The sequence below is a fragment of the Stenotrophomonas maltophilia genome (assembly GCF_004920835.1).
Classification (GTDB): domain Bacteria; phylum Pseudomonadota; class Gammaproteobacteria; order Xanthomonadales; family Xanthomonadaceae; genus Stenotrophomonas; species Stenotrophomonas maltophilia_AQ.
Map to the genome: position 1 here is coordinate 1 of NZ_QFHO01000049.1, position 16,585 is coordinate 16,585.

At 67.2% G+C, this 16,585-nt stretch carries 13 protein-coding genes; 10 read left to right on the forward strand and 3 right to left on the reverse strand.

Going from position 1 to position 16,585, the window contains the following annotated elements; genetic code table 11:
* The first annotated feature begins 381 nt into the window (after nucleotides 1-381).
* From folE to DI041_RS20570, 4 genes are all read left to right on the forward strand, one after another.
* Nucleotides 382-993, forward strand: a complete 612-nt coding sequence (gene folE / locus DI041_RS20555; RefSeq protein ID WP_004141296.1) for a GTP cyclohydrolase I FolE — start codon at nucleotides 382-384, stop codon at nucleotides 991-993.
* 112 nt (nucleotides 994-1,105) lie between these two features.
* Nucleotides 1,106-2,575, forward strand: coding sequence for a DUF3375 domain-containing protein (locus tag DI041_RS20560; protein WP_046985163.1), 1,470 nt, complete (start codon nucleotides 1,106-1,108; stop codon nucleotides 2,573-2,575).
* Nucleotides 2,562-3,263: a DUF4194 domain-containing protein gene (locus tag DI041_RS20565; RefSeq protein ID WP_046985162.1), complete on the forward strand. Its 702-nt coding sequence runs from the start codon at nucleotides 2,562-2,564 to the stop codon at nucleotides 3,261-3,263. Before DI041_RS20560 ends, DI041_RS20565 begins: the two co-directional genes overlap by 14 nt.
* A 16-nt stretch (nucleotides 3,264-3,279) precedes the next feature.
* The gene (locus DI041_RS20570; RefSeq protein WP_046985161.1) at nucleotides 3,280-6,660 is read left to right on the forward strand and encodes an ATP-binding protein; all 3,381 of its coding nucleotides are present in this window, start codon (nucleotides 3,280-3,282) and stop codon (nucleotides 6,658-6,660) included.
* Nucleotides 6,661-6,755: 95 nt separating this feature from the next.
* Here DI041_RS20570 and DI041_RS20575 read toward each other — a convergent pair whose 3' ends face one another.
* On the reverse strand, nucleotides 6,756-7,535 hold the full coding sequence (locus DI041_RS20575) for a sulfite exporter TauE/SafE family protein (RefSeq protein WP_012512533.1): 780 nt from the start codon (nucleotides 7,533-7,535) through the stop codon (nucleotides 6,756-6,758).
* 103 nt (nucleotides 7,536-7,638) lie between these two features.
* On the opposite strand from DI041_RS20575, the gene DI041_RS20580 reads away from it, so the two are divergent.
* Nucleotides 7,639-8,031, forward strand: coding sequence for a YchJ family protein (locus DI041_RS20580; protein ID WP_136639980.1), 393 nt, complete (start codon nucleotides 7,639-7,641; stop codon nucleotides 8,029-8,031).
* A gap of 3 nt (nucleotides 8,032-8,034) precedes the next feature.
* Here DI041_RS20580 and DI041_RS20585 read toward each other — a convergent pair whose 3' ends face one another.
* A complete protein-coding gene (locus DI041_RS20585) occupies nucleotides 8,035-9,315 on the reverse strand; it encodes a GGDEF domain-containing protein (protein ID WP_136639981.1) in 1,281 nt (426 codons plus the stop codon).
* A 150-nt stretch (nucleotides 9,316-9,465) separates the two neighbouring features.
* On the opposite strand from DI041_RS20585, the gene egtB reads away from it, so the two are divergent.
* The 5 genes from egtB to DI041_RS20610 all read left to right on the forward strand — a co-directional run bounded on the left by egtB (nucleotide 9,466) and on the right by DI041_RS20610 (nucleotide 14,792).
* Complete coding sequence (egtB, locus tag DI041_RS20590) at nucleotides 9,466-10,737, forward strand: ergothioneine biosynthesis protein EgtB (protein WP_136639983.1); 1,272 nt, start codon at nucleotides 9,466-9,468, stop codon at nucleotides 10,735-10,737.
* On the forward strand, nucleotides 10,734-11,708 hold the full coding sequence (gene egtD, locus DI041_RS20595; RefSeq protein WP_046985158.1) for an L-histidine N(alpha)-methyltransferase: 975 nt from the start codon (nucleotides 10,734-10,736) through the stop codon (nucleotides 11,706-11,708). The genes egtB and egtD overlap by 4 nt, the downstream gene beginning before the upstream one ends.
* A gap of 84 nt (nucleotides 11,709-11,792) precedes the next feature.
* The gene (locus DI041_RS20600) at nucleotides 11,793-13,061 is read left to right on the forward strand and encodes a lytic murein transglycosylase (protein WP_136639982.1); all 1,269 of its coding nucleotides are present in this window, start codon (nucleotides 11,793-11,795) and stop codon (nucleotides 13,059-13,061) included.
* A gap of 40 nt (nucleotides 13,062-13,101) precedes the next feature.
* A complete protein-coding gene (locus DI041_RS20605; protein ID WP_046985156.1) occupies nucleotides 13,102-13,968 on the forward strand; it encodes a D-hexose-6-phosphate mutarotase in 867 nt (288 codons plus the stop codon).
* 50 nt (nucleotides 13,969-14,018) lie between these two features.
* On the forward strand, nucleotides 14,019-14,792 hold the full coding sequence (locus DI041_RS20610; RefSeq protein WP_046985164.1) for a DUF2628 domain-containing protein: 774 nt from the start codon (nucleotides 14,019-14,021) through the stop codon (nucleotides 14,790-14,792).
* Nucleotides 14,793-14,798: 6 nt separating this feature from the next.
* Here DI041_RS20610 and DI041_RS20615 read toward each other — a convergent pair whose 3' ends face one another.
* The gene (locus DI041_RS20615) at nucleotides 14,799-15,986 is read right to left on the reverse strand and encodes a benzoate/H(+) symporter BenE family transporter (RefSeq protein ID WP_046985155.1); all 1,188 of its coding nucleotides are present in this window, start codon (nucleotides 15,984-15,986) and stop codon (nucleotides 14,799-14,801) included.
* Between the last annotated feature and the right edge of the window lie 599 nt (nucleotides 15,987-16,585).

Here is a 16,585-nt window from a genome sequence, read left to right on the forward strand (position 1 = left end):
TCCCGCGAGCGCGGAGGGTTGGCTCTTTAAAGGCAAGGGCAGAAGCAGTGCGGACCAAGGTCCGCACCCACCAGGGCAGTGGCGCGAGCCGTTTCCGAAGCCATGAACCCCAGCTTTTGACCCCGCTTTCGGGCGGTCCGGCCGCGCCCGCAGGAAACCGTCAAGGAGGGGGAGGGGGGGCTGCGCAGGACCGTTGGCGCCATGGATGGCGCCATCGAGCCCCCATGGACGGGTTTACGGCGTGTCCTGCGCAGCCCCCTCTCCCACTCCAGACCGATAGCAAGCACGCGCCGGAAGTACCCCCCGATGAACCGTCCCAACAGGACGACCCACCCCCCGGTCGGGTACGATGCTCGCCCCCCGATCGGGACGCTGTACGCAATGAGCAAGAACAACGAAAAGGCCGCCCCGCAGGGCGACGTGACCCAGGACCAGGCCGAGGATGCCGTGCGCACCCTGCTGCGCTGGGCCGGTGAGGACCCGTCCCGTGAAGGCCTGCTGGATACCCCCCGCCGTGTTGCCGAAGCCTATGGCGACTGGTTCAGCGGTTACCGCGACGACCCGCGCGCCTACATGGAGCGGACCTTCGAGGAAGTGGCCGGCTATGACGAACTGATCGTCCTGCGCGACATCGAGTACGAAAGCCACTGCGAACACCACATGGCGCCGATCATCGGCCGCGTGCACGTCGGCTACCTGCCGGCCGGCAAGGTGGTGGGCATCAGCAAGCTGGCCCGCGTCGTCGAAGCCTACGCCCGCCGTTTCCAGGTGCAGGAGAAGATGACCGCGCAGATCGCCCAGTGCATCCAGGATGTGCTGCAGCCGATCGGTGTCGGCGTGGTCGTCGAAGGCGCCCACGAATGCATGACCACCCGCGGCATCCACAAGCGCGGCGTCAGCATGGTCACCTCGAAGATGCTGGGCAGCTTCCGCGACGACGCGCGTACCCGCGCCGAGTTCCTGCGTTTCATCGAAGTGGGCGGCAAGCGCTGAGCCGCTTGCCCGCACCCCGCTGGCCCCGCGTGGCCGGCATGCCCACGGCTGCCTGCACGGCAGCCGTGCGTGGCTGCTCGTCCCCGCCAGCCCTCATGACTCCTTTCGCTGCATGAAGCACCGCGAACGCATCTCCCGTTACCGCCATCTGCGCGAACAGCCCCAGTGGAAGCTGCTCGCCGCCGACCACGCTCCGGAAATCATCGGCCTGCTGCAAGGGCTGCTGATGGACGGCGAGCGCACGCTGTCGTCGTCGGTACTCAACGAGCGCCTGCAACGTGCGCTGGACCAGCTCAACGGCGACGAACTGTCGCGCGACCTGCCGCGCACCGCGCAGGCCTACATCGCGCACTGGCTGGCCCAGGGTTGGCTGGAACGCCGCCTGCCCGAGGGCGCCGACCAGGAGCAGTACGAACTGTCAACCGCGGCGCTGCAGGCCATCCGCTTCGCCGACGGCCTCGAGCAGGCCCGCGTGGCCGCCACCGAAAGCCGCCTGGCGCTGGTCATCGAACAGCTCTCGCAGCTGGCCGCACAGACCGAGTCCGATCCGGACGCGCGCCTGTCGGCGCTGCGCGACGAGCGTGACCGCATCGACGCCGAGATCGCCCGTGTCGGTGCCGGTCGTGTGATCGCGCTGGACGGCAAGCGCGCGCTGGAACGTGCGCGCCAGATCATCGGCCTCGCCGACGAACTGACCGAGGACTTCCGCCGCGTACGCGACGACTTCGAGCAGCTCAACCGCGATTTCCGCGAACGCATCATTGACGATGAGGGCGAGCGCGGCGATGTGCTGTCGCAGCTGTTCGAAGGCGTGGATGTGATCGGCGAGAGCGATGCAGGACGCAGCTTCCAGGCCTTCTGGCGCCTGCTCAATGACGCCGAACAGAGCGCTCAGCTCGATGCCGCGCTGGAAGCGGTGCTGGCGCGTGGCTTTGCCCGTCGCCTGGACCGCAACGAACGCAACTTCCTGCGTGGCTTCACCAGCACCATGCTTGAACGCGGTGGCCAGGTGCACGACGTGCTGCAGAACTTCGCGCGCAGCCTGCGCGGCTTCGTGCAGAGCCGTGGCTACCTGGAACAGCGCCGCCTCAACCAGTTGCTGAAACAGGCGCAGTCTGAAGCGCTGGCGCTGCGCGACGAGTTCCCCGCACAGCGTGGCATCGGCCGCGACCTGCAGCTGACCACCAGCCGCCTGCGTTCGTGGTCGCAGTGGAAGCTGCATGATCCGCGCAGTGCCCAGGTCGATGGCAACGTCGAATACAACGACGCGGCCGCGATCAGCCTGGAAAGCGTCGGCGACCTGGTCGCCTCGTCCGAAATCGACTTCCGCACCCTGCGCCGCGACCTGCACGACCTGCTCGATGCACAGCCGCGGCTCAGCATTGCCCAGGCGCTGTCGCAGCGTGAAGCGCCGCAGGGCCTGGGCAGCGTCATCGGCTACCTGTCGCTGGGCACGCGCTTCGGCAACGTGATCGCCGGCGAGCAGGAGCTTGCCGAATGGCGTGGTGGCGACGGCCAGATCCGTCGCGCCCGCATCCCGCTGGTTTGGTTCACCCAGGAGAGACGCCATGAGCTGGCATGAAGATCCCATCGACGCAGCGCAGGCCGACGTGGCGGAAGACGCCTACGAAGCCGAACCGGTGGCGACCGTGGCGCAGCCCCGCCGTGGCAACGACGTGTACTACCTCGGCGATACCGGGCGCCTGCCGCTGGATGCGCGCCGCGCGCTGTGCCAGCTGCTGATCGGCCCCAGCATCGACCAGCTGCGTCACGCCAAACTGTGGCCGGCGCTGATCCGCAGCGAAGCCGCCATCCGCTCGTCGCTGGCCGACCTGTTCCTGGAACTGGTGCTCGACCGTGACAGCGGTGTGGCCTTCACCCGCCAGGCCGATACCGAAGACGTTGATGCGCCGGTGCTGCTGCGCACCTCGCCGCTGACCTTCATCGATTCGGTGCTGCTGCTGTACCTGCGCCAGCAGCTGGCCGAGGCCGATGCGCGCGGCAATCGCGCGGTGGTTGCAGACGCCGAGATGGCCGAAGCACTGGCCATCTACGAGAAAAACCTGTCCACCGACCGCGCCGGCTTCAACCGCCGTGTCGCCTCGGCGGTGCAGAAGATGAAGGACAACCACATCCTGACCCGCCTCAGCGGCCAGGAAGACCGCCACGAAGTCTCGCCGGCGCTGAAGCTGTTGTTCTCCGCCGAAGACGTGTCCCAGCTTTCGGCGGTATACCGCCAGCTGCGCGAAACCCCGGCCGCCGAGGCCTGAGAGACCCGACCATCGCATGGCTATCTCCAAGCACACTCCCGCCCTGTTCAACGAAGGCCTGCCGGACCCGCGCCTGCAGCAGTTCCGCATGCGCCGCCTGCAGGTGCACAACTGGGGCACCTTCAATGGCCTGACCGAAGTGCCGATCGCCGAGCGCGGCTTCCTGTTCGTCGGCCGTTCCGGCTCGGGCAAGTCGACCCTGCTCGATGCCATGTCCGCGCTGCTGACGCCGCCGGCCATCGTCGACTTCAACGCCGCCGCGCGTGAAGCCGAGCGCAGTGGCCGCGACCGCAACCTGGTGTCCTATGTGCGTGGCGCCTGGGCCGACCAGCAGGACAGCGGGACCGGTGAAATCGCCACCCAGTACCTGCGCAAGGGCGCGACCTGGACCGCACTGGTGCTGGAATACCGCGCCGGCGACGGCCGCGTGGTCAGCCTGGTGCGCCTGCTGTGGATCTCCGGCAACGGCACCTCGGCCGGTGACGTGCGCAAGCACTACATGATCGCCGAGCGCCCGTTCGACATCGCCAAGGATCTCGGCGGCTTCGACCTGGACCTGCGCAAGCTCAAGCAGAAGCTGTCCGACCTGCATCACTTCGACACCTTCTCCGGCTACGCCGAACGCTTCCGCGACCTGCTCGGCATCGACAACGAGATGGCGCTGCGCCTGCTGCACAAGACGCAGTCGGCGAAGAACCTGGGCGACCTCAACGTCTTCCTGCGCGACTTCATGCTCGACACGCCGAAGACCTTCGACGCCGCCGAGCGCCTGGTCAGCGACTTCGCCGAACTCGATGGCGCACATCAGGCCGTGGTCACCGCCCGTCGCCAGGTGGAAACCCTGCTGCCGGCACGCGCCTACTACAACGACCTGAAGGAAATGCACCGCCAGCGCGGCGACGACGAAGCACTGAAGCTCGGCGTCGACAGCTTCCGCGAAAGCCGCCGCCAGGCGCTGATCGAAGCGCGCCTGCGCGAGATGGATGTGCGTGACCGTGGCCTGCTCGGCGAAGAAGCCCAGCGCCGTGCCGCGCTGGACAACCACACCGAGCGTCTGGCCGAACTGGAACTGCAGCGCCGCCAGCAGGGCGGTGAGCGCATCGAGGAACTGGAACGCGAACAGGGCCGCGCCGAAGCCGAGCGCGACCGCCGCAAGGCCAAGCGTGACCAGGCCCAGGAAGCCGCACAGCAGCTGCAGGCCGAACTGCCCGACGATGCCCATGGCTTCGCCGAGCTGGTCGAGCGTGCGCAGAATGAACTGCAGGACCGCCAGCGTGCCTCGGCAGCACTGGACGATGCGATCAGCGATCGCCTCGGCGGCAAGCGCGATGACGAGCGCCGCTTCGGTGAAGTGCGCAGCGAACTCGAAGCGATGCAGCGCACGCCCTCCAACATCCCGGCGCCGATGCAGAAGCTGCGCGCGCGCCTGGCCGAGGAAACCGGCATCGCTGAAGCGGCGCTGCCGTTCGTCGGCGAGCTGATCCAGGTCCGCTCGGAAGAGCAGGGCTGGCAGGGCGCCATCGAGCGCGTGCTGGGCGGTTTCGCGCTGTCACTGCTGGTCGATGACAAGCATTACAACGACGTCGCCGAGTGGGTGAACCGTACCCACCTGGGCATGCGTTTCACCTATTACCGTGTGCGCCGCAATGACGATGCGTTCGCGCGTGAGCCGTCGGCGAAGTCGCTGCTGCACAAGCTGGAACTGCGCGAGCACGTGTTCGAAAGCTGGCTGCGCCGCGAGCTCGGCAAGCGCTTCGACTACGAATGCGTCGATGCCAAGCAGCTGCGCAATGTCGACCGCGGCATCACCCGCGAAGGCCAGGTCAAGCATCCGGGCGACCGCTTCGAGAAGGACGACCGCAGTGCCGTGGGCGACCGCCGTCGCTGGATCCTCGGCTTCAACAACCACGACAAGGTGGGCGCCTTCGAGCGCGAAGCACAGGAACTGGCCAAGCGCATCGCCAGCTGCGAGACCGACATAGCGCGCCTGCGCGGCCAGCGTGACCGCGACAATGAACGTCGCCTAGCCTGCCACGAGCTGGTCAGCATCAGCTGGAACGAGATCGATATCGCCGCCCCACAGCAGCGTCTGAGCGATATCGAGGCCACCCTGCGCGATCTGCGCGAAGGCAACGCCGATCTCGCCAAGCTGGCCAAGCAGATCGACGCGGTGCGTGCCGACATCGAGCAGGCGCGCCGTACCTATGAAGACGTCCGCGTCGAACGTGGGCAGCTGGTCAAGGAACGTGATCGCCTGGACCGTGCACGCCAGCAGAGCCGTGCACTGGTGCTGCCGAGCCTGGCCCAGGAGCACGAGGCTGGACTTGCCGAGCGCCTGCAGGAGCAGGGCCCGCTCAGCCTGGAAACGCTGGAAGCGCACATGCGCCAGGTCAGCAACGCGCTGAACGAGCAGCTGTCGTCCTCGCAGCAGGACCTCAACCGCATCGAGAACCAGCTGATCGGTTGCTTCCGCCGCTTCATCCAGCAGTGGCCGGAGGAATCGGGCGACTTCACCGTGTCGGTGGCCTCGGCCGAGGACTTCCTTGCACGCCTCGAACGCCTGGAGCGCGATGGCCTGCCGCAGCACGAAGAGCGTTTCTTCGACCTGCTGCAGAACCAGAGCAAGAACAACCTGCTGGCCCTGCAGCGCCACAGCGCCGAGGCCCGCAAGTCGATCGGCCAGCGCCTGGACGAAGTGAATGCCAGCCTGGAACAGGTGCCGTTCAACCGCGGCACGCTGCTGACCATCGAACTGAGCGACCGCCGCCTGCCGGAAGTCGGCGAGTTCCATCTGCAGCTGCGCGAAGTGTTGTCGCAGCAGCAGACCGAGCAGCGCGAGCTGGCCGAATCGCAGTTCACCGTGCTGCGCCAGCTGGTCAACCGCCTGGGTTCACAGGAAGGCGAAGACAAGCGCTGGCGCGAGCTGGTGCTGGACGTGCGCATGCACGTGGAGTTCATCGGCGTCGAGCTGGATGCGGAGACGCGCCAGCAGGTCGAGATCTACCGCAGCGGTGCCGGCAAGTCCGGTGGCCAGCGCCAGAAGCTGGCCACCACCTGCCTGGCGGCTGCCCTGCGCTACCAGCTCGGCGGCGCCGACAGCCAGCTGCCCAGCTATGCCGCGGTCGTGCTCGACGAAGCCTTCGACAAGGCCGACAACGAGTTCACCGCACTGGCGATGAACATCTTCGACAACTTCGGCTTCCAGATGGTGGTGGCCACCCCGTTGAAGTCGGTGATGACGCTGGAACCGTTCATCGGAGGCGCCTGCTTCGTCGAAATCAGCGGCCGCCACGATTCCGGCGTGCTGCTGATCGAGTACGACGAAGAGGGCAAGCGCCTGAAGCTGCCCGAGCGCAGCCGCCAGCAGGCCAACGAACCGGAAGAAGCGGAGGCCTGACCTGGCCGATTGAATGGGAATGCCGGCCAGCGGCCGGCACTACCCATGGCGGGGTTCATGGCCCGGTAGTGCCGGCCGCTGGCCGGCAACCGCATTCACGCTCCGCGCAACGTATCCCACGCCATCCGCGCGATCAGCACCACCACCAGCCCCACGAACAGCTTGCGGATGAACGGCGTACCACCCTTCAGCGCCAACCGCGTGCCCACCACCGATCCAATGATGTTGGCCGCCGCCATCGGCAGCGCGAACAGCCACAGGATGTTGCCGGTCGGCACGAAGAACGAGATCGCCGCCACATTGGTCGCCAGGTTCACCACCTTCGACGCGGCCGATGCGCGCAGGAAATCCAGGCCGAAGAAGCGCACGAACAGGAAGATCAGGAAGCTGCCCGTACCCGGCCCGAAAAAGCCATCGTAGAAGCCGATCGCCGCACCAATGGCCAGTGCGATGGCCAGCTCGCGGCGGCCGATCTCCTGCGGCCGGTGCAGTGCACCGAAATCCTTCTTCCATAGCGTGTAAGCCAGCATCGCGATCAGCAGCACCAGTACCAGCGGGCGCACCGCATCCTTGGGCAGCAGGCTAACCGCGGTGGCCCCGGCGAAGGAGAAGATGAAGGCCGTGCCAGCCGCGAACAGCACCGGCTTCCACGGGAAGCGCACATTGCGTGCATAGCGCCAGGCCGCTGCACCCGTGCCGAACATCGAGCTGAACTTGTTGGTACCGAACAGCATCGCCGGCGTCTGCTGCGGCAGCACCGTGAACAGGCCGGGCAGCTGCACCAGGCCACCGCCACCGACGGCGGCATCCACAAGGCCGGCGATGAAGGCGATCACCACCAGCCACCACAACTCAGGGGGAACCAGTTCCAGCACGGCGATCAATCAAGGTGGGGGGCGCGACAGCATACGCCTGTCCTGCATCAGCTGACCCGTGCCGCGCGTGGATCAATCCATGCAACCCGGCGACAATGCCGGCATGAGCCGAAAACCCGCCGATCCCTGTCCCTGCGGCCTGGCCGCCGACTACACCGCCTGCTGTGGCCGTTTTCACGCCGGCGAGGCCGCGCCCGATGCCGAGCGCCTGATGCGTTCGCGTTACAGCGCCTACGTGCGGGGTCTGGCCGACTACCTGCGCCAGACCTGGCACCCGGACACGCGTCCGGCCGAGCTGGCGCTGGACGATGCGCCGGGCCAGCGCACGCATTGGCTGGGCCTGACCGTGCACGAGCACACCGTTACCGGTGCCGACAGCGCCGACGTCCGCTTCACCGCGCGCTACCGCATCGGCGGCGGCAGCGCGGTGAAGATGACCGAACACAGCCGCTTCCTGCGCATCGACGGCCGCTGGTACTACCTCGACGCGGTCTGAGCCTCAGCCGCCACGCATGGCCAGCACGCGCTGGCCGGCCTGCGCGTGCACCTGGTTGCGGCCCCCGTCCTTGGCCGCGTACAGCGCCTGGTCGGCGGCCTTGACCACCGCCATCGGTCGCCGGTCCACACGACTATCGGCCAGGCCGATGCTCACCGTCACCTGCACGACCTGGCCGCTGCCACCGCGTCCGCGCTGCTGGCGGCCGGCTTCGTCATCGCGGCTGCGGGTGCTGCGGTCGCGCAGCTGCATGCGGGTGTCCTCGATGCTCTGCCGCAGCGCCTCCACGGCATCCATGCAGGCCGCCGCAGGGCGGTCCAGGAACACCACCGCGAACTCCTCGCCGCCATAGCGGAACGCGCGGCCGCCGTCACCCACCCGCGCCAGCCGCGAGGCTACCAGGCGCAGCACGTCGTCGCCGGTGTCGTGGCCATGGGTATCGTTGAACGATTTGAAGTGGTCTACGTCCACCATCGCGATGCTGTAGGTGCCGCGTGCCCGTTGCAGGGTTTCGTTGAACACGCGGCGCCCCGGCAGGCCGGTCAGTTCGTCGCGGAACGCCATGTGGAAGGATTCCTGCAGCATCGCACCCAGCACCAGCAGCAGGGCGGCGCAGCTCAGCGCCGGCAGCAGCACCGGCTGCAGGAACACCCGCGGCAGCATCCACCACAGGCACAGCATCGCAAGCAGCATCGACGTATGCAGCGGGCGCGGGTGCCGCCAGGCCTGCCAGCCCAGCGCAGCGGTGGCCAGCAGGAACAGCAGCGCCGGCAGTTGTGCCAGCGCGTTCCAGTCAGCCGGAATCCAGCTCCAATGGCGGTTCGACAGCAGGTCGTGCATGCCACGCGGTTGTTGTGCCGCCAGCAGGAGGAAGATCAGAAGCGCGGTGCCACTGGCAATACCACGCAGCAACAGGTCGTGGCGTCGGCGCCCGCGCTCCGGCCACAACGCCAGTCCGGCGAACAACAGCGGCAACCAGGTTGAGATGGCGTGGAAGCGAAGCGGCGTCAGTGCGGTGACATGGCCACTGCGCAGGTAGCCAGCGACATCGTGGTGCAGTAGCGCAAACACCACCGCCACCAGCAGTAGCAGGCACAGCGCGCGCATCTGATGGTAGAGCAGGGCCAGCCCCGCGCCGAGGCAGGCCAGCAGCCAGGGCAGGATGCGCGGGGCGGGACTGGCCACGTCTTCAGCACCCAATGCGGTGCACAGCACCACGGCGACCAGCATGGCGGGCAGCACGAACAGGTAATGCGCAGGCTGGCGGAGCGGATGCAGGGGCAAGCAGGAATTCCAGCGCGGTGACGACGCGGCCGCAGCATTGCCGTTAGCGGCGTTCGTGCCTGCATCTTGAATGCGGGTGGCTTACCCATGTGAACAAAGTGACGCCGAACCATGACATCGCACTCACCGTTCTGCGCCGATGCTGCGCGCATGGACAGCGTACCCGCCGCCGTCGCTGCCCCGCAGCACGATCTCGCCCACCAGTTCGCCCGCATCCGGGCGCGCAGCCTGCAGCTGGCCGCACCGCTCAGTGCCGAGGACGCCATGCTGCAGAGCATGGCCGACGCCAGCCCGAGCAAGTGGCATCTGGCCCATACCACCTGGTTCTTCGAGCGCTTCGTGCTGGCGGGACTCGGCACCACACCGGCGCATGACCCGGCCTGGGACTATCTGTTCAACAGCTACTACAAGAGCATCGGCCCGGCGCATGCGCGGCCGCAGCGTGGGCTGCTGTCGCGACCCTCGCTGCAGCAGGTGCGCGACTACCGGCAGCAGGTCGATGCGCAGGTACAGGCACGCCTGACGGCAGGCGACCTTGATGAGCAGGCGCTGCAGCACCTGCAGCTGGGACTGCAGCATGAGCAGCAGCATCAGGAGCTGCTGCTCACCGACATCAAGCATGCGTTCTGGTGCAATCCGCTGCAGCCGCCGTATCGCGAAGACCTGCAACCCACCGCAAGCAGCGCCAGCGCTCAGGGTTGGATCGAGTCACCCGAGCGCATCGTCACCGTCGGCGCCGCAGCCTGGCCGCAGCAGGCCGCGTTCGCGTACGACAACGAATCGCCAGCGCACCGCGTGCTGCTGCCCGCCCACGCCCTGGCCGAGCGCCCGCTCAGCAATGCCGAATACCTCGCCTTCATCGAGGCCGGTGGTTACCGGGAGCCGCGCTGGTGGCTCAGCGAAGGCTGGGCGCTGCGCGAAGCCGAGGGCTGGCAGCACCCGCTGTACTGGGATGACGCTCTGCAGCGCGAATACACCCTCGGCGGTTGGCGTGAGCTGGATCCGCACGCGCCGGTCTGCCACCTCAGCTACTACGAGGCTGATGCCTGCGCCCGCTGGGCCGGCGCGCGCCTGCCCAGCGAGTTCGAATGGGAAGCGGCTGCGACGTCGCAACCGGTCAGCGGCCACTTCGCAGAGGATGACCACCTGCACCCGCAGGCGGGGCAGGGCAGTGGACTGCGGCAGCTGTTCGGCGATGTATGGGAATGGACCCAATCGGCCTATGGCGCCTACCCCGGCTTCCGCCCATTTGCTGGAAACCTGGGTGAGTACAACGGCAAGTTCATGTGCGGGCAGTGGGTGCTGCGCGGCGGGAGCTGCGCCACGCCGCGCGGACATGTGCGCGCCAGCTACCGCAACTTCTTCATGCCACCGGCGCGCTGGCAGTTCTCTGGGCTGCGCCTGGCCAGGGACCTTACATGAGCACCGTGCATGACGCGCTGCAGGCGCTGACCGATCTCACTCCCGGCCGCCAACAGATCCTGGCCGACGCGGTGACCGGGCTCTCACGTTCGCCGCGGCAGCTGCCGTCCAAGTACTTCTACGACGCACGTGGCTCGCGCCTGTTCGAGCAGATCACCCAGACCCCCGAGTACTACCCCACGCGCACCGAGCTGGCCTTGCTGAAGCGCGTGCTGCCGGACATTGCCCGCAGCGTCGGCGCGCGCCTGCACGTGGTGGAACTGGGCAGCGGCAGCGGCCGCAAGACCGCGCTGCTGCTGGCCGCCCTGCACGACCCGGTGGCCTACACACCGATCGAAATCTCACGCGCCGCACTGCTGTCCAGCATCGACCATCTGGCCCCGGCGCTGCCCCAGGTCGAGATGCTGCCGGTCTGTGCCGACTTCACCAGCCCTGTGACCGTGCCCATGCCCGAGCGCGAACCCGCGCGACGCCTGTTGTTCTTCCCCGGTTCCACACTGGGCAACTTTGAAGGCGAAGACGCGGTCGCACTGCTGCGCGCGATGCGCCAGACCATGGGCCGTGACGGGCTGGCCCTGGTCGGCATCGACCTGCACAAGGACCCGGCGCTGATCGAAGCGGCCTACAACGATGCGCAGGGTGTCACCGCCGCGTTCACTCTCAACCTGCTGGCCCGGCTCAACCGCGAGATCGGCAGCGACTTCGACCTCGACGGCTTCCGCCACCGCGCCTGCTACAGCACCGCGCGGCTGCGCATCGAGACTGATCTGGTCAGCCGCTGGGCGCAGAATGTGCATCTGGGCGGCCGCACTTTCCACTTTGCCGCCGATGAACCGATCCGCGTGGAGTACAGCCACAAGTACACCGACGACAGCTTTGAACAGCTGCTGCAGCAGGCCGGGCTGCAGGTGGTGCAGCGCTGGGATGCCGACGCCCCGGCCTATGGCCTGCGCCTGCTGCGCGCTCTGTAGGACCGATCACCCGCCGGTGCCGCTTCAGGTTCGGCTGCACCGCTGGCCCTAAGATGGCCCTGCACCGGCAACACGGAGGACGCCATGCCCATTCTGATCACGCTCGGCCTGGCCGCCGCCCTCGCCTCGACGCCGGCGCAGTCGACGGCACCCGATCCCGACCCCGATCCGGCCTTCAGCCGCTGCCTGGCGGGCCTGCAGGCCGCGGCCGCCAGCCAGGGCATCAGTGCCGACCGCTTCAACGAAATCACCGCCGGCCTCACCCCGGACCCCAGCGTGCTCGGCCTGCTCGATGCGCAGCCGGAATTCACCACGCCGATCTGGGATTACCTGGCAGCCCTGGTCGATCGCCAGCGCGTTGATGATGGGCGCGCGATGCTGCAGCAGCATCGTGACCTGCTCGATCGCGTGTCCGCACAGTACGGCGTCGATCCGACCACCATCGTCGCCGTATGGGGCGTGGAGAGCGACTATGGCCGCGTGTTCGGCAAGCGCCCGCTGCTGCAGTCCCTGGCCACGCTGTCCTGCGCCGGCCGTCGCCAGGCCTTCTTCCGTGGCGAACTGCTGGCCCTGCTCAAGCTGATCGACCGGGGTGACCTGCAGGCGCAGGGGCTGACTGGTTCCTGGGCCGGCGCGTTCGGCCATACCCAGTTCATGCCCAGCACCTATGCACGCATCGCGGTCGACGGTGACGGCGACGGTCGTCGTGATCTGGTCGGCAGCATTCCCGACGCGCTGGCGTCCACCGCCAACTACCTCAAGCGTGCCGGCTGGCGCAGTGGCGAGCCATGGGGCATGGAGGTCCGTATCCCGGCCGGCTTCAACGCCAGCCAGGCCGGTCGTACCCAACGCCGCGCGCTGGCCGACTGGCGCGCGCAGGGCGTGACCGCGCTGGATGGCAGCGCGCTGGCACCGGCCAACCTCCCGGCCGACGCGCGCGCCGCCCTGCTGCTGCCGGCCGGCAACAAGGGCCCGGCATTGCTGGTGTTCCGCAACTACGACGCGATCTACAGCTACAACGCCGCCGAAAGCTATGCGCTGGCGATCGCGACGCTGGCTGACCAATTGCGTGGCGGCAACGGGTTGGCCACCGCCTGGCCGACCGACGACCCGGGCCTGGGCCGCGATGAGCGCCGCCAACTGCAGACCCTGCTGCTGGCCCGCGGCCACGATATCGGCAGCGCCGATGGCATGATCGGTACGGCCACGCGTCGCGCGATCCAGTCCGAGCAGCAGCGCCTCGGCTGGACCAATGCCGATGGGCGTGCTGGGCAGCGCATCCTGCGCACGCTGCAGGAAGAGGCCGCAGCGGCAGCGCCCGGCGTGCAGAAGGCCTTGCCCCAGGCACGCTGACCGCGACATCATCGCCGCGGTCTTCAAGGAGCGTCATCGCATGCAGTCGAATCCGGACATCAGCAGCGGCCTGTATCACGGGCTGGAGGCCTGGCAGGTGCGAACCGCCAATGCCACGGCGGTCATCAGCGTGTTCGGTGGACAGCTGCTGTCGTTCATTCCGGAAGGGCAGCACGACCTGTTGTGGCTGTCGCCCACGCGCGCCGAACTGCCCACGCCGATCCGCGGAGGTGTGCCGGTGTGCTGGCCGTGGTTCGGACGCCAGGGCCAGGACACTGATGTTCCCGCACACGGGTTGGTGCGTACCGTGCGCTGGGAACTGCAGCAGGTGTGCCAGAACGACACGGGAGAGCTGGAGCTGCAGCTGGCGCCGCCATTGCCTGCAGACCTCGGCCTGCGTCTGCAGATGCAGCTGCGTATCGGCCACCAGCTGCATCAGCAGTTGACCAGTGAGAACATCGGCAGCGCCCCGGTCACTTTCACCCAGGCCCTGCACAGCTATTTCCGTGTTGGCGATGCCGGTCGCGTCGAGGTCGATGGCCTCGATGGACTGCAGTATCTCGACAAGTACGAGGATTACGCGCAGGCGCGCCTGCAGCAGGGACCGTGGTCATTGCGCGATCCGCGTGATCCCGGCCGCAGCGATCGCATCTATACCGGTGCTGGCGGCCATTACGCGCTGCGTGATCCCGTACTGCAGCGGCGGATCGAGATCCGCAGCGAAGGCAGCCAGACGCTGGTGGCATGGAACCCGGGTGCGGACGCGGCGGCGAAGATGGCGGACGTCGGCGATGGCTGGCACGATTATGTCTGCCTGGAGGTGGCCAATGCCGGCCCCGAGCAGATCACCCTCGCACCGGGGGAGCGCCACCGGTTGGCGCAGACCCTGGCCAGTGCCCCGCTATAGGTGGTGGCAGCAGTTCCAGTTTGATGATGTACGCAGGAAGGATGGAGAACATGCAGGAAGCACAGTGGTGGTATGCCAATGGCAGGCAGAGCAGTGGGCCGGTCGACCTGGCCGGTCTTCGCAAGCTGCAGCAGGACGGGACGGTAACGGCACGCACGCTGCTGTGGTGCGAAGGGATGCCGTCGTGGCGTCCATTGGCCGAGCTGGATCAGGTTCCAACGCCCATCGAAGTGGTTCCGGCCCCGGATATCGACGCAGCCCCTGTCGTGGAGGGCATCGCGCCGAGCGTCGGCGATCCCTCCGATCCGTATCGTGCGCCGGCCACTGCACCGGATACGACAGCGGCGGCTGGGCTGGAAGGCGAATTGGCGCTGTACGCCAGTGTGGTGGGAGGCAACTTCCCGATCTATCGCCAGCGCTGGCGGCTGGATCAAGGCATCGCCACGGGCACTGGCACCTGGCACTGGCCGGCCTTCCTGCTCGGCCTGGTGTGGATGATGTACCGCAGGATGTACCGTCTGGCGGCGATGTGGGCTGGCCTGCTGCTGCTGATCAGCGTGGTCGAGACCTTGCTGGATGTGCCTGATGGCCTGTCGCTGGTCATCACCTTCGCGCTCAGCATCACCACCGGCATCTTTGGCAACAGCTGGTACCTGGCGCACTGCCAGCGCCTGATCGCCCAGGCCCGTACCGTGGCCGGCGGCGATGACGCACGGCTGCGCAGCGAGCTGACTGCACGCGGCGGCACCAGCGTGGTCGCCACACTGATCGCCATCGTCATCGCGGTGGTGCTGAGTACGGTCGGCGCTGCGTTGGCGGGGTAGGCCGGATCAGCCGGCTTGGCGTGGCCGCAGTACCAGCAGGCACAGGGCTCCGGCCACCAGCCCCCAGAACGCCGAGCCGATGCCGGCCAGGCTGACCCCGGAGGCGGTGACCAGGAAGGTGACCAGTGCCGCCTCGCGGTCCCGCTCTATCGCCAGCGCACTGGCCAGGCTGTTGGCGATGGTGCCGAACAGCGCGATACCGGCCACGCAGGCCACCAGTTCCTTCGGGAACGCGGCGAACAGTGCCGCCACGGTGGCACCGAACAGTCCGATCGCGATGTAGAAGGCGCCCGCTGCCATGGCCGCGGTATAGCGTCGCGCCGGATCTTCATGCGCATCGCGGCCCATGCAGATCGCGGCGGTGATTGCAGCGAGGTTGAGCGCATAGGCACCGAAGGGGGCCAGCAGCGTGTTGACCACACCGATCCAGCCGATCAGTGGCGACACCGGTGCTTCGTAGCCGGATGCGCGCATCACCGCGACGCCGGGAATGTTCTGCGAAGCCATGGTGACCACGAACAGGGGCAGGGCGATGCCTGCCACCGCCGTCCACGATAGTGACGGCGTGACCCACTGAGGTACTGCCAGTTGCAGTTGTACCTGTTGTGCGTGCAGCAGGCCGCGGCTGGCCGCGACCGCGATACCTACCGCCAGGGTGGCGATCACTGCATAGCGTGGGAACAGGCGGCGCCCGGCCAGCCAGGTGGCGAACATCGCCAGCGCCAGCACCAGTTGGGTGTTCATCGCCACGAACACATCCAGGCCGAAGCGCAGCAGCACGCCGGCCAGCATGCCGGCGGCCAGCGCCATCGGCACCCGTTGCATCAGGCGGGCGAAGATGCCGGAGAAGCCGGCCAGCATGCCCAGCACCGCGGCAAGCAGGAAGGCGCCGGTCGCTTCAGACAGTGAGGCGCCACCGGCACCGACCACCAGCATCGCCGCGCCCGGGGTCGACCATGCGGTCACCACCGGCACGCGGTAGCGCAGCGACAGGCCGATGCAGGTCACGCCCATGCCCAGCCCCAGTGCCCACATCCATGAGGCGATCTGCGCCTGGTCGGCACCGACGGCCTGTGCAGCCTGGAACACGATCACGGCCGAACTGGCGAAGCCGACCAATACAGTAATGAAGCCAGCGACGATCGCCGGCATCGAAAGATCGCGCCACCACACCCGCCGCACCTGCATGTTCATTGCTGTCCCTCTACTGTGCATCCGTGCATTGATAGCCCCTGCGGTGTTGACCGCGCAACGCGCGGTCAACACCGCAGCGATCTTCGAGCGTACGTCATGCGTGATGTCATGGCGGTTCTGTCATCACCCTGCAAAAAAAGGCTTGACGAAATCTGCAGGATCTCTAGAATTCGCTCCCTTGCTGCAGCACACCGCTTCTTCGGAAACGGCACGCGAACAGCGACGCCACCACCGACGAACGAGTTGATCGAACGAAGGTGTTGACGGACTCGAAAAGTCCGGCATAATAGGCGGCTCGCAACGACGAAAGACCCTCGGGTCCAACGACGAAGCGGCATCGGCAACAACGTCCACTCCGGTGAGACGGCCTTGAAAAAAGGTGTTGACGAAGCGGAAAAGCCGGCTATAATGGGCGGCTCGCTACGAAGGAAACTTCGCAGCACACGGGAACGGCGCTGAGGCCACTTCCCAAGATCTTTGAAAGTATGCGCAGGTATCTTGTGAAGGCGCCTGCAGGAAGGATGATTGTCCATCTTGCAGACGTTTGATCAAGCAACTATTAATTGTTTTAAAGCAAGCGATACGTTGCCAGAATCATT

Excerpts from the sequence above, each read along its gene's own strand:
- DI041_RS20615 (WP_046985155.1), bottom strand. The coding sequence starts at position 15,986 with ATGAACATGCAGGTGCGGCGGGTGTGGTGGCGCGATCTTTCGATGCCG.
- DI041_RS20560 (WP_046985163.1), top strand. The coding sequence starts at position 1,106 with ATGAAGCACCGCGAACGCATCTCCCGTTACCGCCATCTGCGCGAACAG.
- DI041_RS20570 (WP_046985161.1), top strand. The coding sequence starts at position 3,280 with ATGGCTATCTCCAAGCACACTCCCGCCCTGTTCAACGAAGGCCTGCCG.
- egtB (WP_136639983.1), top strand. The coding sequence starts at position 9,466 with ATGGACAGCGTACCCGCCGCCGTCGCTGCCCCGCAGCACGATCTCGCC.
- folE (WP_004141296.1), top strand. The coding sequence starts at position 382 with ATGAGCAAGAACAACGAAAAGGCCGCCCCGCAGGGCGACGTGACCCAG.
- DI041_RS20565 (WP_046985162.1), top strand. The coding sequence starts at position 2,562 with ATGAGCTGGCATGAAGATCCCATCGACGCAGCGCAGGCCGACGTGGCG.
- DI041_RS20600 (WP_136639982.1), top strand. The coding sequence starts at position 11,793 with ATGCCCATTCTGATCACGCTCGGCCTGGCCGCCGCCCTCGCCTCGACG.
- DI041_RS20610 (WP_046985164.1), top strand. The coding sequence starts at position 14,019 with ATGCAGGAAGCACAGTGGTGGTATGCCAATGGCAGGCAGAGCAGTGGG.
- DI041_RS20605 (WP_046985156.1), top strand. The coding sequence starts at position 13,102 with ATGCAGTCGAATCCGGACATCAGCAGCGGCCTGTATCACGGGCTGGAG.
- DI041_RS20580 (WP_136639980.1), top strand. The coding sequence starts at position 7,639 with ATGAGCCGAAAACCCGCCGATCCCTGTCCCTGCGGCCTGGCCGCCGAC.
- egtD (WP_046985158.1), top strand. The coding sequence starts at position 10,734 with ATGAGCACCGTGCATGACGCGCTGCAGGCGCTGACCGATCTCACTCCC.